16 protein-coding genes are annotated in these 14,766 nt (G+C 68.2%); 6 read left to right on the forward strand and 10 right to left on the reverse strand.

Annotation, left to right across the window (positions count from 1 at the left end):
* The first annotated feature begins 80 nt into the window (after nt 1–80).
* The gene (locus E0H75_RS30460; protein WP_131517111.1) at nt 81–536 is read left to right on the forward strand and encodes a GNAT family N-acetyltransferase; all 456 of its coding nucleotides are present in this window, start codon (nt 81–83) and stop codon (nt 534–536) included.
* Nucleotides 537–711: 175 nt separating this feature from the next.
* Here E0H75_RS30460 and E0H75_RS30465 read toward each other — a convergent pair whose 3' ends face one another.
* From E0H75_RS30465 to E0H75_RS30475, 3 genes are read right to left on the reverse strand one after another with little or no spacing between them, the layout of a single operon-like run.
* Nucleotides 712–1,617, reverse strand: coding sequence for a neutral zinc metallopeptidase (locus E0H75_RS30465; protein ID WP_131517112.1), 906 nt, complete (start codon nt 1,615–1,617; stop codon nt 712–714).
* Nucleotides 1,618–2,928: a neutral zinc metallopeptidase gene (locus tag E0H75_RS30470; RefSeq protein ID WP_131517113.1), complete on the reverse strand. Its 1,311-nt coding sequence runs from the start codon at nt 2,926–2,928 to the stop codon at nt 1,618–1,620.
* A gap of 28 nt (nt 2,929–2,956) precedes the next feature.
* On the reverse strand, nt 2,957–4,144 hold the full coding sequence (locus E0H75_RS30475; RefSeq protein ID WP_131517114.1) for a neutral zinc metallopeptidase: 1,188 nt from the start codon (nt 4,142–4,144) through the stop codon (nt 2,957–2,959).
* Between the two features lie 205 nt (nt 4,145–4,349).
* Here E0H75_RS30475 and E0H75_RS30480 point away from each other — a divergent pair, with 205 nt between their 5' ends.
* The 5 genes from E0H75_RS30480 (at nt 4,350) to E0H75_RS30500 (ending at nt 8,239) form a co-directional block, all read left to right on the forward strand.
* On the forward strand, nt 4,350–5,117 hold the full coding sequence (locus tag E0H75_RS30480) for an SDR family NAD(P)-dependent oxidoreductase (protein WP_131517115.1): 768 nt from the start codon (nt 4,350–4,352) through the stop codon (nt 5,115–5,117).
* Between the two features lie 12 nt (nt 5,118–5,129).
* Nucleotides 5,130–5,867 (forward strand): SAM-dependent methyltransferase, encoded by a 738-nt coding sequence (locus E0H75_RS30485; RefSeq protein WP_131517116.1) that lies wholly within the window; start codon nt 5,130–5,132, stop codon nt 5,865–5,867.
* A 124-nt stretch (nt 5,868–5,991) separates the two neighbouring features.
* Nucleotides 5,992–6,414: a hypothetical protein gene (locus E0H75_RS30490; RefSeq protein ID WP_131517117.1), complete on the forward strand. Its 423-nt coding sequence runs from the start codon at nt 5,992–5,994 to the stop codon at nt 6,412–6,414.
* A 94-nt stretch (nt 6,415–6,508) separates the two neighbouring features.
* Nucleotides 6,509–7,063, forward strand: coding sequence for a TetR/AcrR family transcriptional regulator (locus E0H75_RS30495; RefSeq protein WP_131517118.1), 555 nt, complete (start codon nt 6,509–6,511; stop codon nt 7,061–7,063).
* Nucleotides 7,064–7,066: 3 nt separating this feature from the next.
* Complete coding sequence (locus E0H75_RS30500; RefSeq protein ID WP_131517119.1) at nt 7,067–8,239, forward strand: FAD-dependent oxidoreductase; 1,173 nt, start codon at nt 7,067–7,069, stop codon at nt 8,237–8,239.
* Here E0H75_RS30500 and E0H75_RS30505 read toward each other — a convergent pair whose 3' ends face one another.
* Genes E0H75_RS30505 through E0H75_RS30535 form a run of 7 tightly spaced genes read right to left on the reverse strand, consistent with a single transcriptional unit; the run spans nt 8,240 to nt 14,744 of the window.
* Nucleotides 8,240–8,929 (reverse strand): class E sortase, encoded by a 690-nt coding sequence (locus E0H75_RS30505; protein ID WP_272948939.1) that lies wholly within the window; start codon nt 8,927–8,929, stop codon nt 8,240–8,242.
* Nucleotides 8,930–8,970: 41 nt separating this feature from the next.
* Nucleotides 8,971–9,498, reverse strand: a complete 528-nt coding sequence (locus E0H75_RS30510) for an MOSC domain-containing protein (RefSeq protein WP_202873241.1) — start codon at nt 9,496–9,498, stop codon at nt 8,971–8,973.
* A 19-nt stretch (nt 9,499–9,517) separates the two neighbouring features.
* Nucleotides 9,518–10,252 (reverse strand): aminoglycoside 3'-phosphotransferase, encoded by a 735-nt coding sequence (locus E0H75_RS30515; protein WP_131517120.1) that lies wholly within the window; start codon nt 10,250–10,252, stop codon nt 9,518–9,520.
* Nucleotides 10,249–11,259: a LacI family DNA-binding transcriptional regulator gene (locus tag E0H75_RS30520; protein WP_131517121.1), complete on the reverse strand. Its 1,011-nt coding sequence runs from the start codon at nt 11,257–11,259 to the stop codon at nt 10,249–10,251. Before E0H75_RS30520 ends, E0H75_RS30515 begins: the two co-directional genes overlap by 4 nt.
* 21 nt (nt 11,260–11,280) lie before the next feature.
* Complete coding sequence (locus E0H75_RS30525) at nt 11,281–12,156, reverse strand: carbohydrate ABC transporter permease (RefSeq protein ID WP_131353005.1); 876 nt, start codon at nt 12,154–12,156, stop codon at nt 11,281–11,283.
* Entirely contained in the window at nt 12,153–13,106 is a 954-nt protein-coding gene (locus tag E0H75_RS30530; protein WP_131517122.1) for an ABC transporter permease, read from the reverse strand. The genes E0H75_RS30525 and E0H75_RS30530 overlap by 4 nt, the downstream gene beginning before the upstream one ends.
* A gap of 3 nt (nt 13,107–13,109) precedes the next feature.
* On the reverse strand, nt 13,110–14,744 hold the full coding sequence (locus E0H75_RS30535; protein ID WP_131517123.1) for a type 2 periplasmic-binding domain-containing protein: 1,635 nt from the start codon (nt 14,742–14,744) through the stop codon (nt 13,110–13,112).
* Nucleotides 14,745–14,766 lie beyond the last annotated feature (22 nt).

Consider the following 14,766-nt stretch of genomic DNA (forward strand, 5'->3'; position numbering starts at 1 on the left):
GCATAAGGCAATCACCGTTTCGGTACTACGGACGTTACCCCGAATGCTGAACCGATTCAGCGATTTGAGATCCTGCCGGTATGAATGATCTGGTGATCCGCCGCGCCACCAGCGCCGACGTTGCCGGGATCGTCGCGATGATCGCCGACGACCAACTCGGCGCGACCCGCGATTCGACCGACGACCTGACGCCGTACCTGGAGGCGTTCGAGCGCATCGACATCGACCCGAACCAGCTGCTGATGGTCGCCGAACGCGACGACGAACTGGTCGGCACGCTGCAGCTCACGATCATCCCGGGCCTGTCCCGCCGCGGTTCCTCCCGCGGCCTGATCGAAGCCGTCCGCGTCGCCGTGCCCTTCCGCGGCTCCGGCCTGGGTACGACGCTGATCCAATGGGCCATCGAAGAGTCCCGCGCCAGAGGCTGCGCCCTGGTCCAGCTGACCTCCGACAAATCCCGTACCGCCGCGCACCGCTTCTACGACCGCCTCGGCTTCCTCAACACCCACGAAGGCTTCAAACTCAAGCTCAGGTGAACTTGACCTTCGTTCAGCGGCGCCCTGACCCTGTTCAGACACCCGACGAACGCACTGGCGTAACGGATCATCGCCCGCTCGGTCGCCAGCTTCGCGGTCGGCAACGACGAGCACTCGACCGCCGCCACCAGGACGGCCACGATCGCGAGGACCGCGGCCTTCGCCGTACCGGACATCAGCTGACTCTCTTCGCGGGGGCGACGAAGGTGTTGCAGGAGGACGGGTTCTTGGAGTCGAAGGCGCGCTGGCTCCAATAGCCGTGGTTCTTGCGAGAGCCGTGGTCGCGGATCTTCTGGGGGTTGTACTCGTCGCCGGTGTGGGCCACCTGGTACTCCCACATGTCGAGGCGCTGGCCGGTCAGCTTGAGTGATTGTTTGTGGGCGCCGAGGAAGGCCGCGCCGAGGCAGCTCGCCTGGAGTTCGAGGCGGCGTTCGTCTTCCAGCTGCACCGCGGCAGAGCCGCCGGCGTGGGCGAACTCGTACGTCGAGAGGATGTCGACGGTCTGCTGCAGATGGTGGCCGAATTCGTGTGCGACCACGGTCTGGAAGGCGATCAGGTTCCAGACCGGGTCCTCGCCATCGACGAACGAAGGCCACTCGAAACAGATCAGCCGGTTCGAGCTGAGGTAGTACGCGTCGGTGTTCCGCGGCGGGTTCCGGCACAGCGGTGTCGCGGCCGGCTTGTCGAGCGAGTACGCCTCGACGTCGGGAGCGTAGAGGAGGAAACCGGTCTTGAGCACCGCCGGCCGCCACGCCCGCTGCATACACCCGACCATCGTCCGCGCGTACGCGAGCATCCCCGCCCGCGTTTGCACCAAGGTCTTCGGCAACCGGCAGCTCACCGCCGGCACCCGTCCGGTCGTATAGAACCGCGTCTTGCTTGCCAGCGTCGTCGGGTCGGTCGGCGTCCAGGTCGGCTCCGGCGCCGCCCGCACCGAAGGTGCCGGCGCGGAGGGTACCGGCGCACCTGATGACACCGGCTCGGCGACCGCGGACTCCGTCGGCCGAGCACCGATCCCCGCGATCACGGCGACCGCCACCGCGAGAACCCCCAGCACAGCGGTCTTCGCCGCGGCGGCCACTCAGCTGACCTTGGCGGCGGGAGCGGTGAAGGTGTTACAAGAGGCCGGGCTGGCGGACTTGAAGGCGGGCTGGCCCCAGACCCAGTGGTTCTTGCGGGAGCCGTGGTCGCGGATCTTCTTCGGGTTGTACTCGTCGCCGCTGTGCTGGGTCTCGTACTCCCAGACCTCCAGCTTGGTGCCCTTCAGGCCGAGCGGCTTCTTGTTCGCGCCGAGGAACGCCGCGCCCAGGCAGCCCGCCTGGAGCTCGGTACGGCGGCTCCACTCGAGTTCCTCGGCCTTGGTCTTCGCCCAGCCTTCGCGCGACGACGCCGCGGTCAGCATCTCGGTCAGGTTCTGGACGTGGTGCCCGTACTCGTGCGCCATCGTGTCCAGCATCCAGACCCTGGCACCGAGCGCGTCGCTGCGGTAGTTCTTCAGATCGTTCTTCCAGCTGATGTTGATGCTCTCGTCGTACGGGCAGTAATACGCGACGTTCTCCTCGCCCGCGCACGACGACGCCACGATCGTGCCGCTCTGCAGTACGACCTTGGGCGCGCGGAACTCGTACCCGGCCTTCTTGATCACCGGGGCCCAGGCCTGGTTCAGGCAGGGCAGGAGAGCCTTGTAGTACTTGAGGATCGCCGACTGGGAGTTCGGTTTGATCGCGGGCTCTTTGCAGGCGACCGAGGCGACTTTGCCGGCCTTGTAGATCTCGTTCTTCTGGAGGCGGACGAGGTCCGGGACGACCGGGGCCGTGACGGTGACGGTGGGGTCCGGCGGGACCGGGAGGGGCGGCTCGGTGTTCTTGACCGACGGCCGCGCCAGCGGGTTGGCGACGGGGTTGTCGTAGGAGTCGATGAGTTTGAAGCCGCCGATCGTTGCGCCCGTGAGCATGATGACGACGAGGACGGACAGGGTGGTGATGATCGCCTTGGAGTAGTGCCGCGGGGGTTTGACCAACGGCGCGTCGGCGGAGAACTGGGCGCCCGAACGGGACGCCGGTGAGTGCCAGCCGACCGGTCGCGATCCGCCGGGGCGACGGGTACCGGTCAAAGGAGTCAGCGGAGCGCCGGCGAGCGGCGCAGGCGGAGGCGCGCCGTAGCCGCCCGCTGCGTCGGGATCGGTCGGGAGCGGCTGTGCCTTCCGGCGCGCAGCCGGGTTGACGGTGCCGTGGAGTTCGCGAGCCTTGCCGAGGCTGCCCGGCAGCCGGCGGCTCAGGGTGAGGGGACGCAGGCCCGCGCGGCTGCCGTCGGGCAAGGCGTCGCCGGCGCCGCCGGGCATGAAGTGCCCGGGCTCGGGCGCGCCGGCACCGTCAGGGTGCTCCTCAGGCATCGCTCGTCCCCCTCGTTCGTCCGTACGGTCAACTGACCTTCGCGGATGATGCCACGAAAGTGTTGCAGGTGCCCGGATCGGTGCTCGCGAACCCCTGGTTCATCCACAGCGCCAGGCTCTTGCCGGAGCCGTGATCGCGGACCTTGTCCTCGGCGTGCTCGTCACCGCCGTGCTGGATCAGCAGGGTCCACTGCCGCAGCAGCTCGCCACGCAGCGGGAAGCTGGCCTTGGCCGCGCCGAAGAAGGCCGCCGAGAAACAGCTCGCCTGCAGCGCCGCCCGCCGGTCCTGTTCCAGCTGGCCGGCCTTGTTCGCCGCGGTGTCGCGCAGGTTGCCGGACGCTTCGAAGATGCCGACCAGGTTCTGCAGGTGCGCGCCGTACACGAAGCCCATCGACTCAGCCATCTGGACCCGGGCCAGCGCCTTGTTCTTCGGGTACTCGTCCATCAGGTCCTGCCACGGCATCGTCACGCTGCCGCCCTGGTCGTCCTGGCAGTACGACGAGACGTCCTTCTGGAAGCCGCACGCCGTCTCGTCGCCCTCGTCGAAGACGATCAGCCGCGGTGACCGGAACTCGAACCCGGCCTTGGTGACGATCGGCTTCCACGCCTTGTCCATGCAGGCGATCAGGGCCTGGTAGTAGGAGTAGACGTTCTCCTTCGAGGTCGGCCGGTAGGCCGGCTCCTGGCACTTCACCGCCGGCAGCTTCCCGGCCGTGTAGAACGGGTTCTGCCTGACCACCTCGGCGTCCGGCTTCGGCTTGCCGGCCGGCACGACCGGGCCGTCGCTCGGCCGGACGGACGGCGTTCCCATCGGGTTGGCGACGAGGTCGTCGTACGACGAGAGCAGCTTGGTGGCGAGCGCGATACCGCCACCGGTGATCAGGACGGCGGCGATCACGATGCCCGCGACCATCATCTTGGACCGCTTCTTCGGGACGAACGGGAGCGGCTCGGGGTGGAAGACCGCCTGGTACGCCGCGGCTGCCGGGTCGTCCGGCGGCGGTGGGCCCAGCCGGCTGCCGGTCAGGGTCGTCCGCTTCGACTCGATCCGTGACCCGCGCAGAACCGGCGCCGCGTCCGGAGCGTCGCCGCTGAGCCGCGGCGTCGGCGCGGCCAGCGGGGTGGACCCACGCTGCGATTCACCGTCGGCCGGGGTGTTGCGCCCCTCGCCGCCGGGCAGAAAATGGCCAGGCTTAGGCGCCGGCTTGTCCGCCATGCTTCCCCGCTTCTCCCCAGTACCGGACTCCGCCGGTCCCACCCACTCGTCAGAAACGGCCGGAACACCCCCTGTCCCAGACCGACGAGCGATATTAAGCGCTGGACGACCGTCGCGGGAACCGGTTTGCAGCTTTTGACACCGTTTCGCGACCCGGTCCAGCAGGGAAACTTACTCCGGGTAACCATCGACAGAGGAGCGGCGCATGAACGTCCTGGACACCTTTGCCCTAACGGGCAAGCGGGCCCTGATCACCGGCGGGAACCGCGGTCTCGGGCGGGCCTTCGCGCTCGCCCTGGCCGAGGCCGGCGCCGACGTCGCGATCGCCGCCCGGGACGCCGAGCGGAACGCCGCGGTGGCCGGCGAGATCGAGGCCCGCGGCCGGCGTGGTCTCGCGATCCAGGCCGACATCACCGCTCCGGACGAGGTACGGCGCCTGGTCGCCGACGTGACCGCGGAACTGGGCGGGATCGACATCCTGGTCAACAACGCCGGAATCGCGATCCACCGGCCGGCCCTCGACATCCCGCCGGAGGAGTGGCAGCAGGTCATCGACCTCAACCTGACCGCACTGTGGAACTGCAGTACGGCGGTCGCCCCCGGCATGATCGAGGCCGGCGGCGGCGTGATCGTCAACGTCGGCAGCATGTCCGCCGGGATCGTGAACCGCCCGCAGTGGCAGGCGTCGTACAACGCGTCGAAGGCCGCCGTCCACCACCTGACCCGCAGCCTGGCCGCCGAGTGGGCACCGCACGGCATTCGCGTCAACGCGCTCGCCCCCGGCTATGTGAAGACCGACATGTCCCCGGTCGACCAGCCCGAGTTCCGCCAGAACTGGATCCTCGACGCCCCACTCCAGCGCTACGCCACGCCCGAGGAGATCGCTCCGTCCGTCGTCTACCTCGCCGGCCCCGCGTCCTCCTTCATGACCGGCAGCGTGCTGTTAATCGATGGCGGATATTCAGTCTTCTGATTGGGTGGACGGATGGTGGAACTGCAGCGAGAGGCCTATCCGCGGTCGAACAGGTACGACGCCGACTGGGTGCTGGGCGGGGACATGGGCCCGCATCCCCTGTGGTTGCTGGAGGATCTCGCGCGGGACCTCGAACTGCGGCCGGGGATGCGGGTGCTGGATCTCGGGTCCGGGAAGGGCACGACCTCGGTGTTCCTGGCGAGGGAGTACGACGTCGAGGTGTGGGCCGCGGACCTGTGGGTGGACCCGACCGAGGCGGCCGCGAACATCGCGTCCCAAGGCGCCGACGGGATCGTGACCGTGAAGGCCGAGGCGCACACGTTGCCGTTCGCACGGGAGTTCTTCGACGCGATCGTGTGCGTCGACGCCTACGAGTACTTCGGCACCGCGGACACCTACCTCGCCTACCTCACCAGCTTCCTCAAGCCCGGCGGCCAACTCGGCGTCGCCACACCCGCGCTGCGCAAGGAGATCCGCGACCTCGGCTTCATCCCCGACCACATCAAGAAGCTGATCGGCTCGGAGGCGCTCGCCTGGCACACCGCGGACTGGTGGCGGTTCCAGTGGGAGATCACCGAACTCGTCGAGGTCACCGCGGCGCGGCTGCAGGAGTCCGGCTGGGACGACTGGCTCGCCTGGTCCCGCGCGGTCTCGGCGTACCGGGGTGAGCGCGACGGCACCCTCGACATGCTCGAGGCCGACCAGGGCGAGTACCTCACCTTCGCGATCCTGGCTGCTCGCAAACTCTGAGACCGCCTGTCGCACCTGGGGCGTAGGTAGGGGATGCTGGGGGCATGAACGAGCGGAGCGAGTTCATCGTCAAATACAGCGTGATTTGTGCCTCATCCGCGCCCGGAGCGAAGCGAGGACGTGGATGAGCTGGGCTGTCTACGCGATGCGAGGGCCAGGAGGCGTACGTCGCCTCGACGACATTCCCGACGGCTATGAGCCACCATCTGTCGGTACGTCGGCCGACGTGGTGGCCGTTGTCCGTGAGGTGGTGCCCGACGTGGACGCGAGCAAGCCGTCCTGGCTGGCGCTGCGAAGTCCGGAGTACGACGTCGAGATGACGATCGGCAAGGGTGTCGAGGTCCGCGACATCACGTTCTACCTGAACGACGGCCCGCGCTCGATCCCGCTCGTGATGGAGATCAGCCGCCGACTCGGCGTCACGCCGTACGACACCGAGTCCGGCAACTTCCTCACCGAGGAGTCCCGGCCGCCGGTCCCGCCGCCGATGACGGCTGACGAGATCAAGATGAACAAGCCGAAGTGGTGGAAGTTCGGCCGCAGCTGACACCCCCGCGGTACACCGGCCGGTTTTCGCAGGTGTCAGAATCAGGGCGATCGTACAGAACGACCGTTCAGGGCAATCGACCAAGGAGGTCGGGATGGCATCCCCAGCGGCCACTCGCGGCACCGAGGTGCGGCAACGGCTGCTCGCCGCCGCTGCGGAGCTGATCCCGGAGCGCGGCTGGTCGGCGGTGAGCACGCGCATCCTCGCGGAGCGCGCCGGCGTGACGCCGAGTGTCGTGCACTACCACTTCCCGTCGGTGCAGGCCGTGCTGACCGAGTCAGCGATCATCGCAATGCGCCAGGTGCTGGCCGCGACCGACCAGCTCTTCACCGCGGCCGCCACTCCCGCGGACGCGGTCGACGCGATGCTCGCCTCGGTCGAGCACTACGACGGCACCGACCCGATGTCCCTGCTCTTCACCGAGGCCTACCTCGCCGCGACCCGCGACGAGCGGCTCCATGACCAGCTCGCGGCCCTCGTCACGGACTTCCGCACCCGGGTGACCGACTGGCTGGCGATCCATCAGGTCCCCGAACCGGCCGCGACCGCCGCCGTACTCGCCGCCACGATCGACGGCCTGCTGCTGCACCGCGGCCTCGGCCCGGGGAACGACCGTACGGCGATTGTTCTCAGAAGGTTGGTGAGTTGACTGATGCACGTGATCATCTGCGGTGCCGGCATCGCGGGTCTGGCCCTGGCCCATCGCCTGGCCTCGCTCGGCCAGGACGTGACTGTGCTCGAACGCACGCCGGGTCCCCGCGCACAGGGCTACATGATCGACTTCTTCGGCCCGGGGTACGACGCGATGCGGGCGATGGGACTGCTGCCCGCGCTCGAAGAGGTCGCCTACCACGTCAGCGAGGCCGTCCTGGTCGACGAACACGGCCGCCGGCGCGGCGGGATCAGCCTCGGCCAGTTCGCCGAAGGCACTCTCCTCAGCGTGATGCGCCCCGATCTCGAGCGAGTACTTCGGGAGCACCTGCCGACGGCGGTCGACCTCCGGTACGACGCGACTCTGACAAGCATCACGCCAAGTCCCGACGGCGTGCAGGTCGGGCTGGCCGACGGTACGTCGCTCGACGCGGACGTCCTGATAGGTGCCGACGGCATCCATTCCACCGTGCGCCGGCTGGTCTTCGGACCGGAGACGTCGTACCTGCGGCAGCTCGGATTCCACACCGCGGCGTACACGTTCGAGGCGCCGCGCATCCACGACGAGGTGAACGGGCGGTTCTGCCTGACCGACTCGATCGGCAGCCAGTTCGGTTTCTACTCGTTGCGGGATGGACGGGTGGCGTCGTTCGCCGTCCACCGGACGGCGGATCCGTCGCTGCCGAAGGACCCGCGCGCCGCGATCAGGTCGGCCTACGCCGGTCTCGGGTGGGTCGTGCCGGAGGCGCTGGCATTGTGCCCGGACGTGGACCAGATCTACTACGACCAGGTCGCGCAGATCGTGATGCCGAGCTGGAGCAAGGGACGCGTCGCACTGGTCGGCGACTCGGCGTACGCGGTCTCGCTGCTGGCAGGGCAAGGTGCGTCGCTGGGCATCGCGGGCGCGTTCGTCCTTGCGGAGAAGCTGATCGGCGCTGCGACGATCGAGGCCGGACTGGCGGAGTACGAACGGATCTGGCGGCCACTGGCCGAGGAGAAGCAGAAGGTCGGCCGCTCGGCGGCACGCTGGTTCCTGCCGGAGTCCAAGACACAGCTCGTGATGCGGCGGGGGCTGTTGCGAGTACTGCGGCTTCCGGTGATCAGCAAGCTGGCTCCGGCTGCGTTGGCGGGCAAGCCGACCACGCTGATCCAGGACCTGCAGCCGACCGGTTGATCACGCCTTGCGGGTGGCGACGAGAGTGCCGATCTTGTTGATGCGGTGCTCGGGGTTGCCGAGGTCGTCGGACCAGAAGTTGCCGGCGGCGTGGTCCTCCGGGGTGGCGCAGGTGGAGATCGTGATCATGGCGTGGGTCGGCTTGACGCCGGGGCGGCCCGGGACGGCGGCGTTCTGCTGAGCCTTCTCGGCCGGCTTCCGGAACGAGATCGTCATCGTCCGGTTCACCACGTAGTCGTACACCGTCCCGCCCACGGTGAGCAGGATGTGGTCGCCGTTCACCACCTCGGGCAACCGCGCGAACGGCTTCTCGTGGCTGGTCCGGTGCCCGGTCACGATGAAGTTGCCGATCTGCCCAGGGCCCACTCCACCCGCCGGCCCGCGTGGACTCGCCGCTGGGCCACGATCCTGGATCCGGGTCCCGGCGCGATCATCCGCCGTACCCGAGTAGGCGACGACCCGCACTCCCCGCACTCCGATCGCCGGAATCGCGAGGCCGACCACGCCGGAGACGGTCGGCTTCGGGGTCGGTGTCGGCTTCGGCGTCGGAGCTGGACTCTCGGCTGGGGTGGTGGGCGCGGCAGTAGGCCTGGCAGAGCGTGTCTGCGTAGGTGACGGCGCGCCGGTCGGCGCGACATCGCTGCACCCGACCAGCCCCGCGATCATCACCAGACCAACTGCCAGCCTCACCCTCTGACGGTAAGCGACCGCACCGAAAACCGCCCGAAAGTTCAGTCCAGCAACGTGAGCGTGGCAGGGCCGAGGCGGAGAATGCCGTCACTCAGCGGAGTAGTGCGAACCCCGCCGTGCCCGCGCAGAGCCTTCATAGCTCCAGGCGCCAGTACGACGTCCATCCACGCGCACGGATTGGCCGGCCGATAAGCCTGGAACTCCACCGCGCCCGCACCGGAGTCGATGCTGAACCGGCGACCCGGCGTGCCAGGGCGCGAGGCCAGGGTGTCGATTGGAAAGCCGCGCAGGACGATATTCCGGCGCATGAGGTGTGGGTCCGGCGGCTCCGGGAGCCCGAGGGTGCGGGCCAACTCGTCCAGCGAGGCCGCGTCCACGAAGGTGACCGCCGCGTTCCGGTGCACCTTCTGCCCGAAGTACCGGTCCCCCACGATGCCCAGCCCCGCGCGCACCTCGACCTCGGACCGGCTCACCGGCTCGGGATCCGGCCGCGGACCGTCCTGCGGCCGGCCTTCGAACGCATGCAGCCGCGAGACCACGAGTGCGATGATCTCGACCGGGATGCCCACCCGGTCAACAGTACGGCGGTCAGCCCCAGGTCAGCGGATCGAGCATCCGGTGGAACTCCAGCCGGCGCTGGTCGGGATCCGGCAGGCCGTACGACGCCAGGAACGGCGCGGGATCGGCCGACCACTCGTCGTGAATCTGGATGGTCGCGAGTGCCAGGTCGATGTACCGGTCGGAGATCCCGAGCCGGCCGAGGTCGATCAGCCCGGTGACCTCCAGCGTCGACGGATCGAAGATCACATTCGGCAGGCACAGGTCGCCGTGGCAAACGGCCAGCTCCTGCAGCGATTCGGCATAGGGGCGCTCGGCAACAACTCGCGCGAGCAACTCCGCCGGCTCGAGCTTGCGCCACTCGTCGGTCAGGAACGCCGGATTCACCGCACCCCGCCGTACGACGTCCTCCGCGAGCGCCACCACCGACGCGAGCGGACGCTCGAACGGGCAGTCGGTGAGCGAATGCAACTCCCGCACCGCTCGCCCGAGGCCGGCCATCGCGCCCGCGTGGTCCTCGACAGCCAGCGAGTCCCCCGGTACGCCGGGCACGGCAGTCGTCATCAGGCACGCGCCATCCGCCGACTCGACCCAGTCCACGACGGCCGCGCTGGGAATCGCCGTTCCCGCGAGCCACTCGGCCCGGTCCCGTTCATCCCGCAGCTCAGGCACACCCTCCGGCGGACAGCATTTGGCGAAGACGTCACCCCGCCGGTACAGCGAGGTGTCGGACTCTCCGCCCTTCAGCGGTTCCCAGCCCTTCAAGCAGGAGCCACCTTCGACGAATCGCGGACGATGAGCTGCCACGGGAAGTCGAAGACCTCGCCGGGCGCACCCTCACGATCGGTCAGCCGCCCGACGATGATCCGGGCCAACGCTTGGTTGAACCCGACCGGCCCGACGGTCGACAGCGACGGATCCAGATGCTCACCCTCCGGCGTGTTCCCGACCCCGACCACGGCCAGATCCCGCGGTACGTCGATCCGGAGCCGATGCGCCGCGCGGACGGCGGCGATCGCGGCGAAGTCCGTCGTGCAGTAGATCGCGGTCGGTCGATCCGGCTTGCTCAGCAGGGCCATCGCGGCACGGTAGGCGCCCTCCGGGTGACGTTCGAAGATCTCGATGTCGTCCTCGCGGATCGGTTTGCCGGCCGACCGCAGCGTGTTCAGGTACGCGTCGAAGCGAGCGAAGCCGGAGGTCCGCGAGGTGAGCGCGCCGACCCGGTCGTGGTGTTTCAGCAGGTGCTCGACGGCCAGGTGGCAGCGTGGCTCGGCGCCGGACCGGATCACGTCGAACCCGCGCGGTTCGAGCGTCTCGCTGAACGCCACGATCTGCACACCCTGCGCGGCGAACGCCTCCAGTTCGGCGATCTGCTCCGGGTCCGCGTTGACGTTGTCGATGAAGATCACGTCCGGTGTCCGGTTCGACAGCACGGTCCGCCAGTCGCCGTCGGCCACGATCAGCGCCGTCTTCCCGTACGGGCCGACCGCTGTACTGACCGTGGCCGCGACCGCCTGTGACCACGGGTCGGCGAGCACGCTCAGTGAGAGCAGGACCAGGTCCGACTTGCCGGTGCGGATCGCGCGGGCCGCGTCGTTGCGCCGGTAGCCGAGCCGGGTCGCGGCCTCCCGGACCCGGTCGGCGGTCGAGTCCTTGATGGTGTGGCTGCGATGCCGCCCGGACAGCACGTAGGACACGGTCGCGACCGAGACACCCGCTTCCTTCGCGACCATCCGCAGCGTCGGCCGGTCCTGCGTGCGCCCCATCGCCATGCGTTCGATTCTCGCAGACCGTCAGCCTTTGACGGCTCCGGTGATGACGCCCTTGGTGAAGTGTCGCTGCAGGAACGGGTACAGCAGCACGATCGGCACCAGTGCGACCACCACCACGGCCATCTGCAGCGACTGCGGCTGCGGCAGCGGTTCCACCCCGAGTTGGTCCGCCGACAGCGACTTGCCCTGCAGTACGTACGTCCGCAGGATCACCTGGACCGGCCACTTCGAGGTGTCGTTGAGATACAGCAGCGCGTTGAAGAAGGCGTTCCAGAAGCCGACCGCGTAGAACAGCCCGACCACCGCGATCACCGCCTTCGACAGCGGCATCACGATCCGGCGCAGGATGGTGAAGTCGCTGGCGCCGTCGATCCGCGCGCTCTCCAGCAGTTCGCCCGGCACGTTCATGAAGAAGGTCCGCAGCACAACGAAGTTGAACGCACCCAGCGCGCCGGGAAGGATCAGCGACCACAGGCTGTCCAGCAGTCCGAGTTGCTTCACCACCAGGAACATCGGGATGATCCCCGGCGCGAACAGCAGCGTGAACAGCACCATCAGCAGCACCGGCCGCCCGAACAGCACCGGCCGGGACGTCGCGTAGGCCAAGGCGATTGTGACCGCGACGGCGATCGCCGTACCGACGACCGTGACGAACACGCTGACCAGGATCGCCCGTCCCATCAGCCCGCCGCTGAACAAGGTCTGGTACGCCTTGATCGTCGGATGCGACGGCCACAGGACGTACCCGCCGGCGTCGATGATGTCCTGATCGCTGGCCAGCGACGTGGAGATCACCACCAGGATCGGGATCACGATCACCAGCGCGAAGCCACCCAGGACGAGTGCCTTGATCGCCTGGTAGCCCGGCGACGGATTCTCTTTCCACACAGGTCTCATGAGCGCCTCTGGAAGATCCCCGGCTCACCGAGCCGATGAGCGAGCGAGTTCGCACCCCACAAAAGCAACGCACCGACAACGCCCTTGGCCAGGCCGGCCGCGGCTCCGCTGCTCCAGTCACCCCCGACGACGCCCGCGTAGTACGTGAAGGTGTCCAGTACTTCGGCCGCACCCGGGCCGACCGAATCGCGTTGCAGGATGAACTGCTCGAAGCCGACGCTCAGGATGTCGCCGATCCGCAAGATCAGCAGCAGCACGATGACGGTTCGCAGCGAGGGCAGGGTGATGTGCCAGAGCCGGCGCCAACGGCCGGCCCCGTCGGCCGCGGCCGCCTCGTACAGCGAGACGTCCACGGTGGTCAGCGCGGCCAGGAAGATGATCATCGCCCAGCCGGCGTCCTTCCAGATCAGCTGCGCGACCACCAGCAGCGGGAAGGTGTCGGGGTTGGTCATGAACGGGATCGGATCCAGCCCGGCCTGGCGGAGCAGGTTGTTCAGGAACCCCGCTCCACCGAGCGACTGCTGGAACAGCGTCACGACCAGCACCCAGGACAGGAAGTGCGGCAGGTAGGCGATGGTCTGGAACCAGCGCCGGACCCGGTTGCTGACCAGCGAGTCCACGATCAGCGCCAGCCCGATCGGGACCGGGAAGAACAGCAGCAGTTGCACCGCGGCCAGCACGAGCGTGTTGCGCAGCGCGTCCCAGAAGTCCGGGTTGTCGTAAAGATTGACGAAGTTCTGCAGGCCGTTCCACTCGCTGTGCATGATGCCGAGGTACGGCTGGAAGTCCTGGAACGCCACCACGTTGCCGAGCACCGGCAGGTAGAAGAACACCAGCAGGAACAGAACCCCGGGGATCATCAGCAGCACCATCTGCCAGTCCCGCCGCCACTTCACCGCGAACGGCAGACCGCTCTTGACCCGCGTCGTCGAGGAGGCTCGTTTCAGCATCACTCAGGACCCGGTGACCGGCACGCTCGACGGCAGGACGGCGGCGAACTCGTCGCGCATCTTGTCGCCGCCGCCGTTCTTCCAGCGCTTGAGGGCTTCGTCGTACGCGTCCAGCGTCTGCCGGCCGGTGACGATGTCGACGATCGTGTCGCGGAACGCGGCGGTCAGCTTCGGTCCGACCTTGCTGCTGGTGTCGGAGTACGTGCCGGCGGTCGGGTTGCGCATCGCGTGCTCGAGCAGCTTCTGCTCGGTCGCGTAGATCTTCTTGGTGTCCTCGGGGAACGCCGGGTTGAAGATCACGCTCTCCGGCGCGGTCATGATCTGCAGCGCACTGACCAGGCCCGGCCCCTGCTGCGTCCCGGCCTTCGTCAGCACGGGATTCTTCTGGCCGTCCAGCTGGTACTGCTGTCCCTCGACACCGAAGTTCTTCTGCAGGTACTCCTTGGTGCCGAACGGCGCGGACAGGTAGTCCATCAGCGCGAGCAACTCGCGGATCCGGCCCTCGTCGGTCTTCTTGAACGGCGTGAACCCGACGGTGCCGTAGCCCATGTCGTAGACCGGCTTGGCCTTGCCGTCGTGACCGAACGGGATCATCGTGTCGACGAACAGCGTCGGGTCCATCGCCCGGAAGTCGGCGGTCGCCCGCGGGCCGACCGTCACCTGCGCGGCGATCTGGCCGTTCACGGTCTTCGGAGTCGCGTCGGCCAGGTTCAGGTCGGGGTAGAAGACCTTCGCGGCCCACAGCTTGGCGGCGTACTCGACCGCGGCCTTGTAGTTGTCGGTCTCGTACAGGTAGGTCAGCGAGCGATCCTGGTTCACCCGCCAGCCGTTCGGAGCGCCGAACCACTCGCCGAACATGTGCAGCATATTGATGATCGCGGGCTCGAGCGCGTAGTTCGTGCCGTTGGTGAGCTCCTTGCACTTGGCAAAGAACTCGTCCGCCGTGCTGCACTGCAGACCGCCGACCTTCTGCCACGTGCGCGGGTTGCCCATCATCACCTGGCCGAACGGCGTGGACGGGATCGGCGCGCCCCAGATCTTGCCGTTCACCACCGCGGTCCGCCACGACGCCGGCTTCAGCGCGGCGAGGTTCGGGTACTCCAGCACGGCGTCACCCGAGAGGTACGTCGTCAGGTCCTGGAACTTGGCCTCCAGCATCGGGCCGATGTTCGGGATGCCCTGGTTCGGCGGCAACCACATCAGGTCCGGCAGCGAGTCGCTGGCCAGCAGCGTGGCGAACTTCTCCGGGTAGCCCGGGTCGGTGCCGATGGTGAGCCGCAACTCGGCACCGAGTGCGGAATTCAGCGACTGCCACATCGGGTTGCTGCCCATCGGCGGCGGAGGCGTCGCGAACGTCTCGGTCAGCGCGGTCACCGCGTTCTTCAGCGGCGGCGCCTTCACACTCGCGGTCGCGTCCGACGGGAACCGCAGGAACCCGGGCTCGAGCCCCGACTCCGCGCCGGCCAGATCCGGCCGCACCCCCTCGAACGGCTTGTACGTCGGCAGTGCCAGGTCGCTCGAGGCCTTCGCACCACCGTTCGCCGTACCACCGTCACCACAGGCCGCGAGCGTGGGACCGGCGACAGCCGCCCCGACCACGGCACCGCCCAACTGCAGGAATCGCCGACGACTGACCATAGCTGCTCCAAGTTCTGAAGAA

Origin of the sequence: Kribbella capetownensis, assembly GCF_004331485.1 — a bacterium.
Classification (GTDB): Bacteria; Actinomycetota; Actinomycetes; order Propionibacteriales; family Kribbellaceae; genus Kribbella; species Kribbella capetownensis.

Coding starts and splice junctions, on each gene's coding strand:
- E0H75_RS30460 (WP_131517111.1), top strand. CDS start 81: ATGAATGATCTGGTGATCCGCCGCGCCACCAGCGCCGACGTTGCCGGG.
- E0H75_RS30470 (WP_131517113.1), bottom strand. CDS start 2,928: ATGCCTGAGGAGCACCCTGACGGTGCCGGCGCGCCCGAGCCCGGGCAC.
- E0H75_RS30475 (WP_131517114.1), bottom strand. CDS start 4,144: ATGGCGGACAAGCCGGCGCCTAAGCCTGGCCATTTTCTGCCCGGCGGC.
- E0H75_RS30480 (WP_131517115.1), top strand. CDS start 4,350: ATGAACGTCCTGGACACCTTTGCCCTAACGGGCAAGCGGGCCCTGATC.
- E0H75_RS30485 (WP_131517116.1), top strand. CDS start 5,130: ATGGTGGAACTGCAGCGAGAGGCCTATCCGCGGTCGAACAGGTACGAC.
- E0H75_RS30490 (WP_131517117.1), top strand. CDS start 5,992: ATGAGCTGGGCTGTCTACGCGATGCGAGGGCCAGGAGGCGTACGTCGC.
- E0H75_RS30495 (WP_131517118.1), top strand. CDS start 6,509: ATGGCATCCCCAGCGGCCACTCGCGGCACCGAGGTGCGGCAACGGCTG.
- E0H75_RS30500 (WP_131517119.1), top strand. CDS start 7,067: ATGCACGTGATCATCTGCGGTGCCGGCATCGCGGGTCTGGCCCTGGCC.
- E0H75_RS30520 (WP_131517121.1), bottom strand. CDS start 11,259: ATGGCGATGGGGCGCACGCAGGACCGGCCGACGCTGCGGATGGTCGCG.
- E0H75_RS30525 (WP_131353005.1), bottom strand. CDS start 12,156: ATGAGACCTGTGTGGAAAGAGAATCCGTCGCCGGGCTACCAGGCGATC.
- E0H75_RS30530 (WP_131517122.1), bottom strand. CDS start 13,106: ATGCTGAAACGAGCCTCCTCGACGACGCGGGTCAAGAGCGGTCTGCCG.
- E0H75_RS30535 (WP_131517123.1), bottom strand. CDS start 14,744: ATGGTCAGTCGTCGGCGATTCCTGCAGTTGGGCGGTGCCGTGGTCGGG.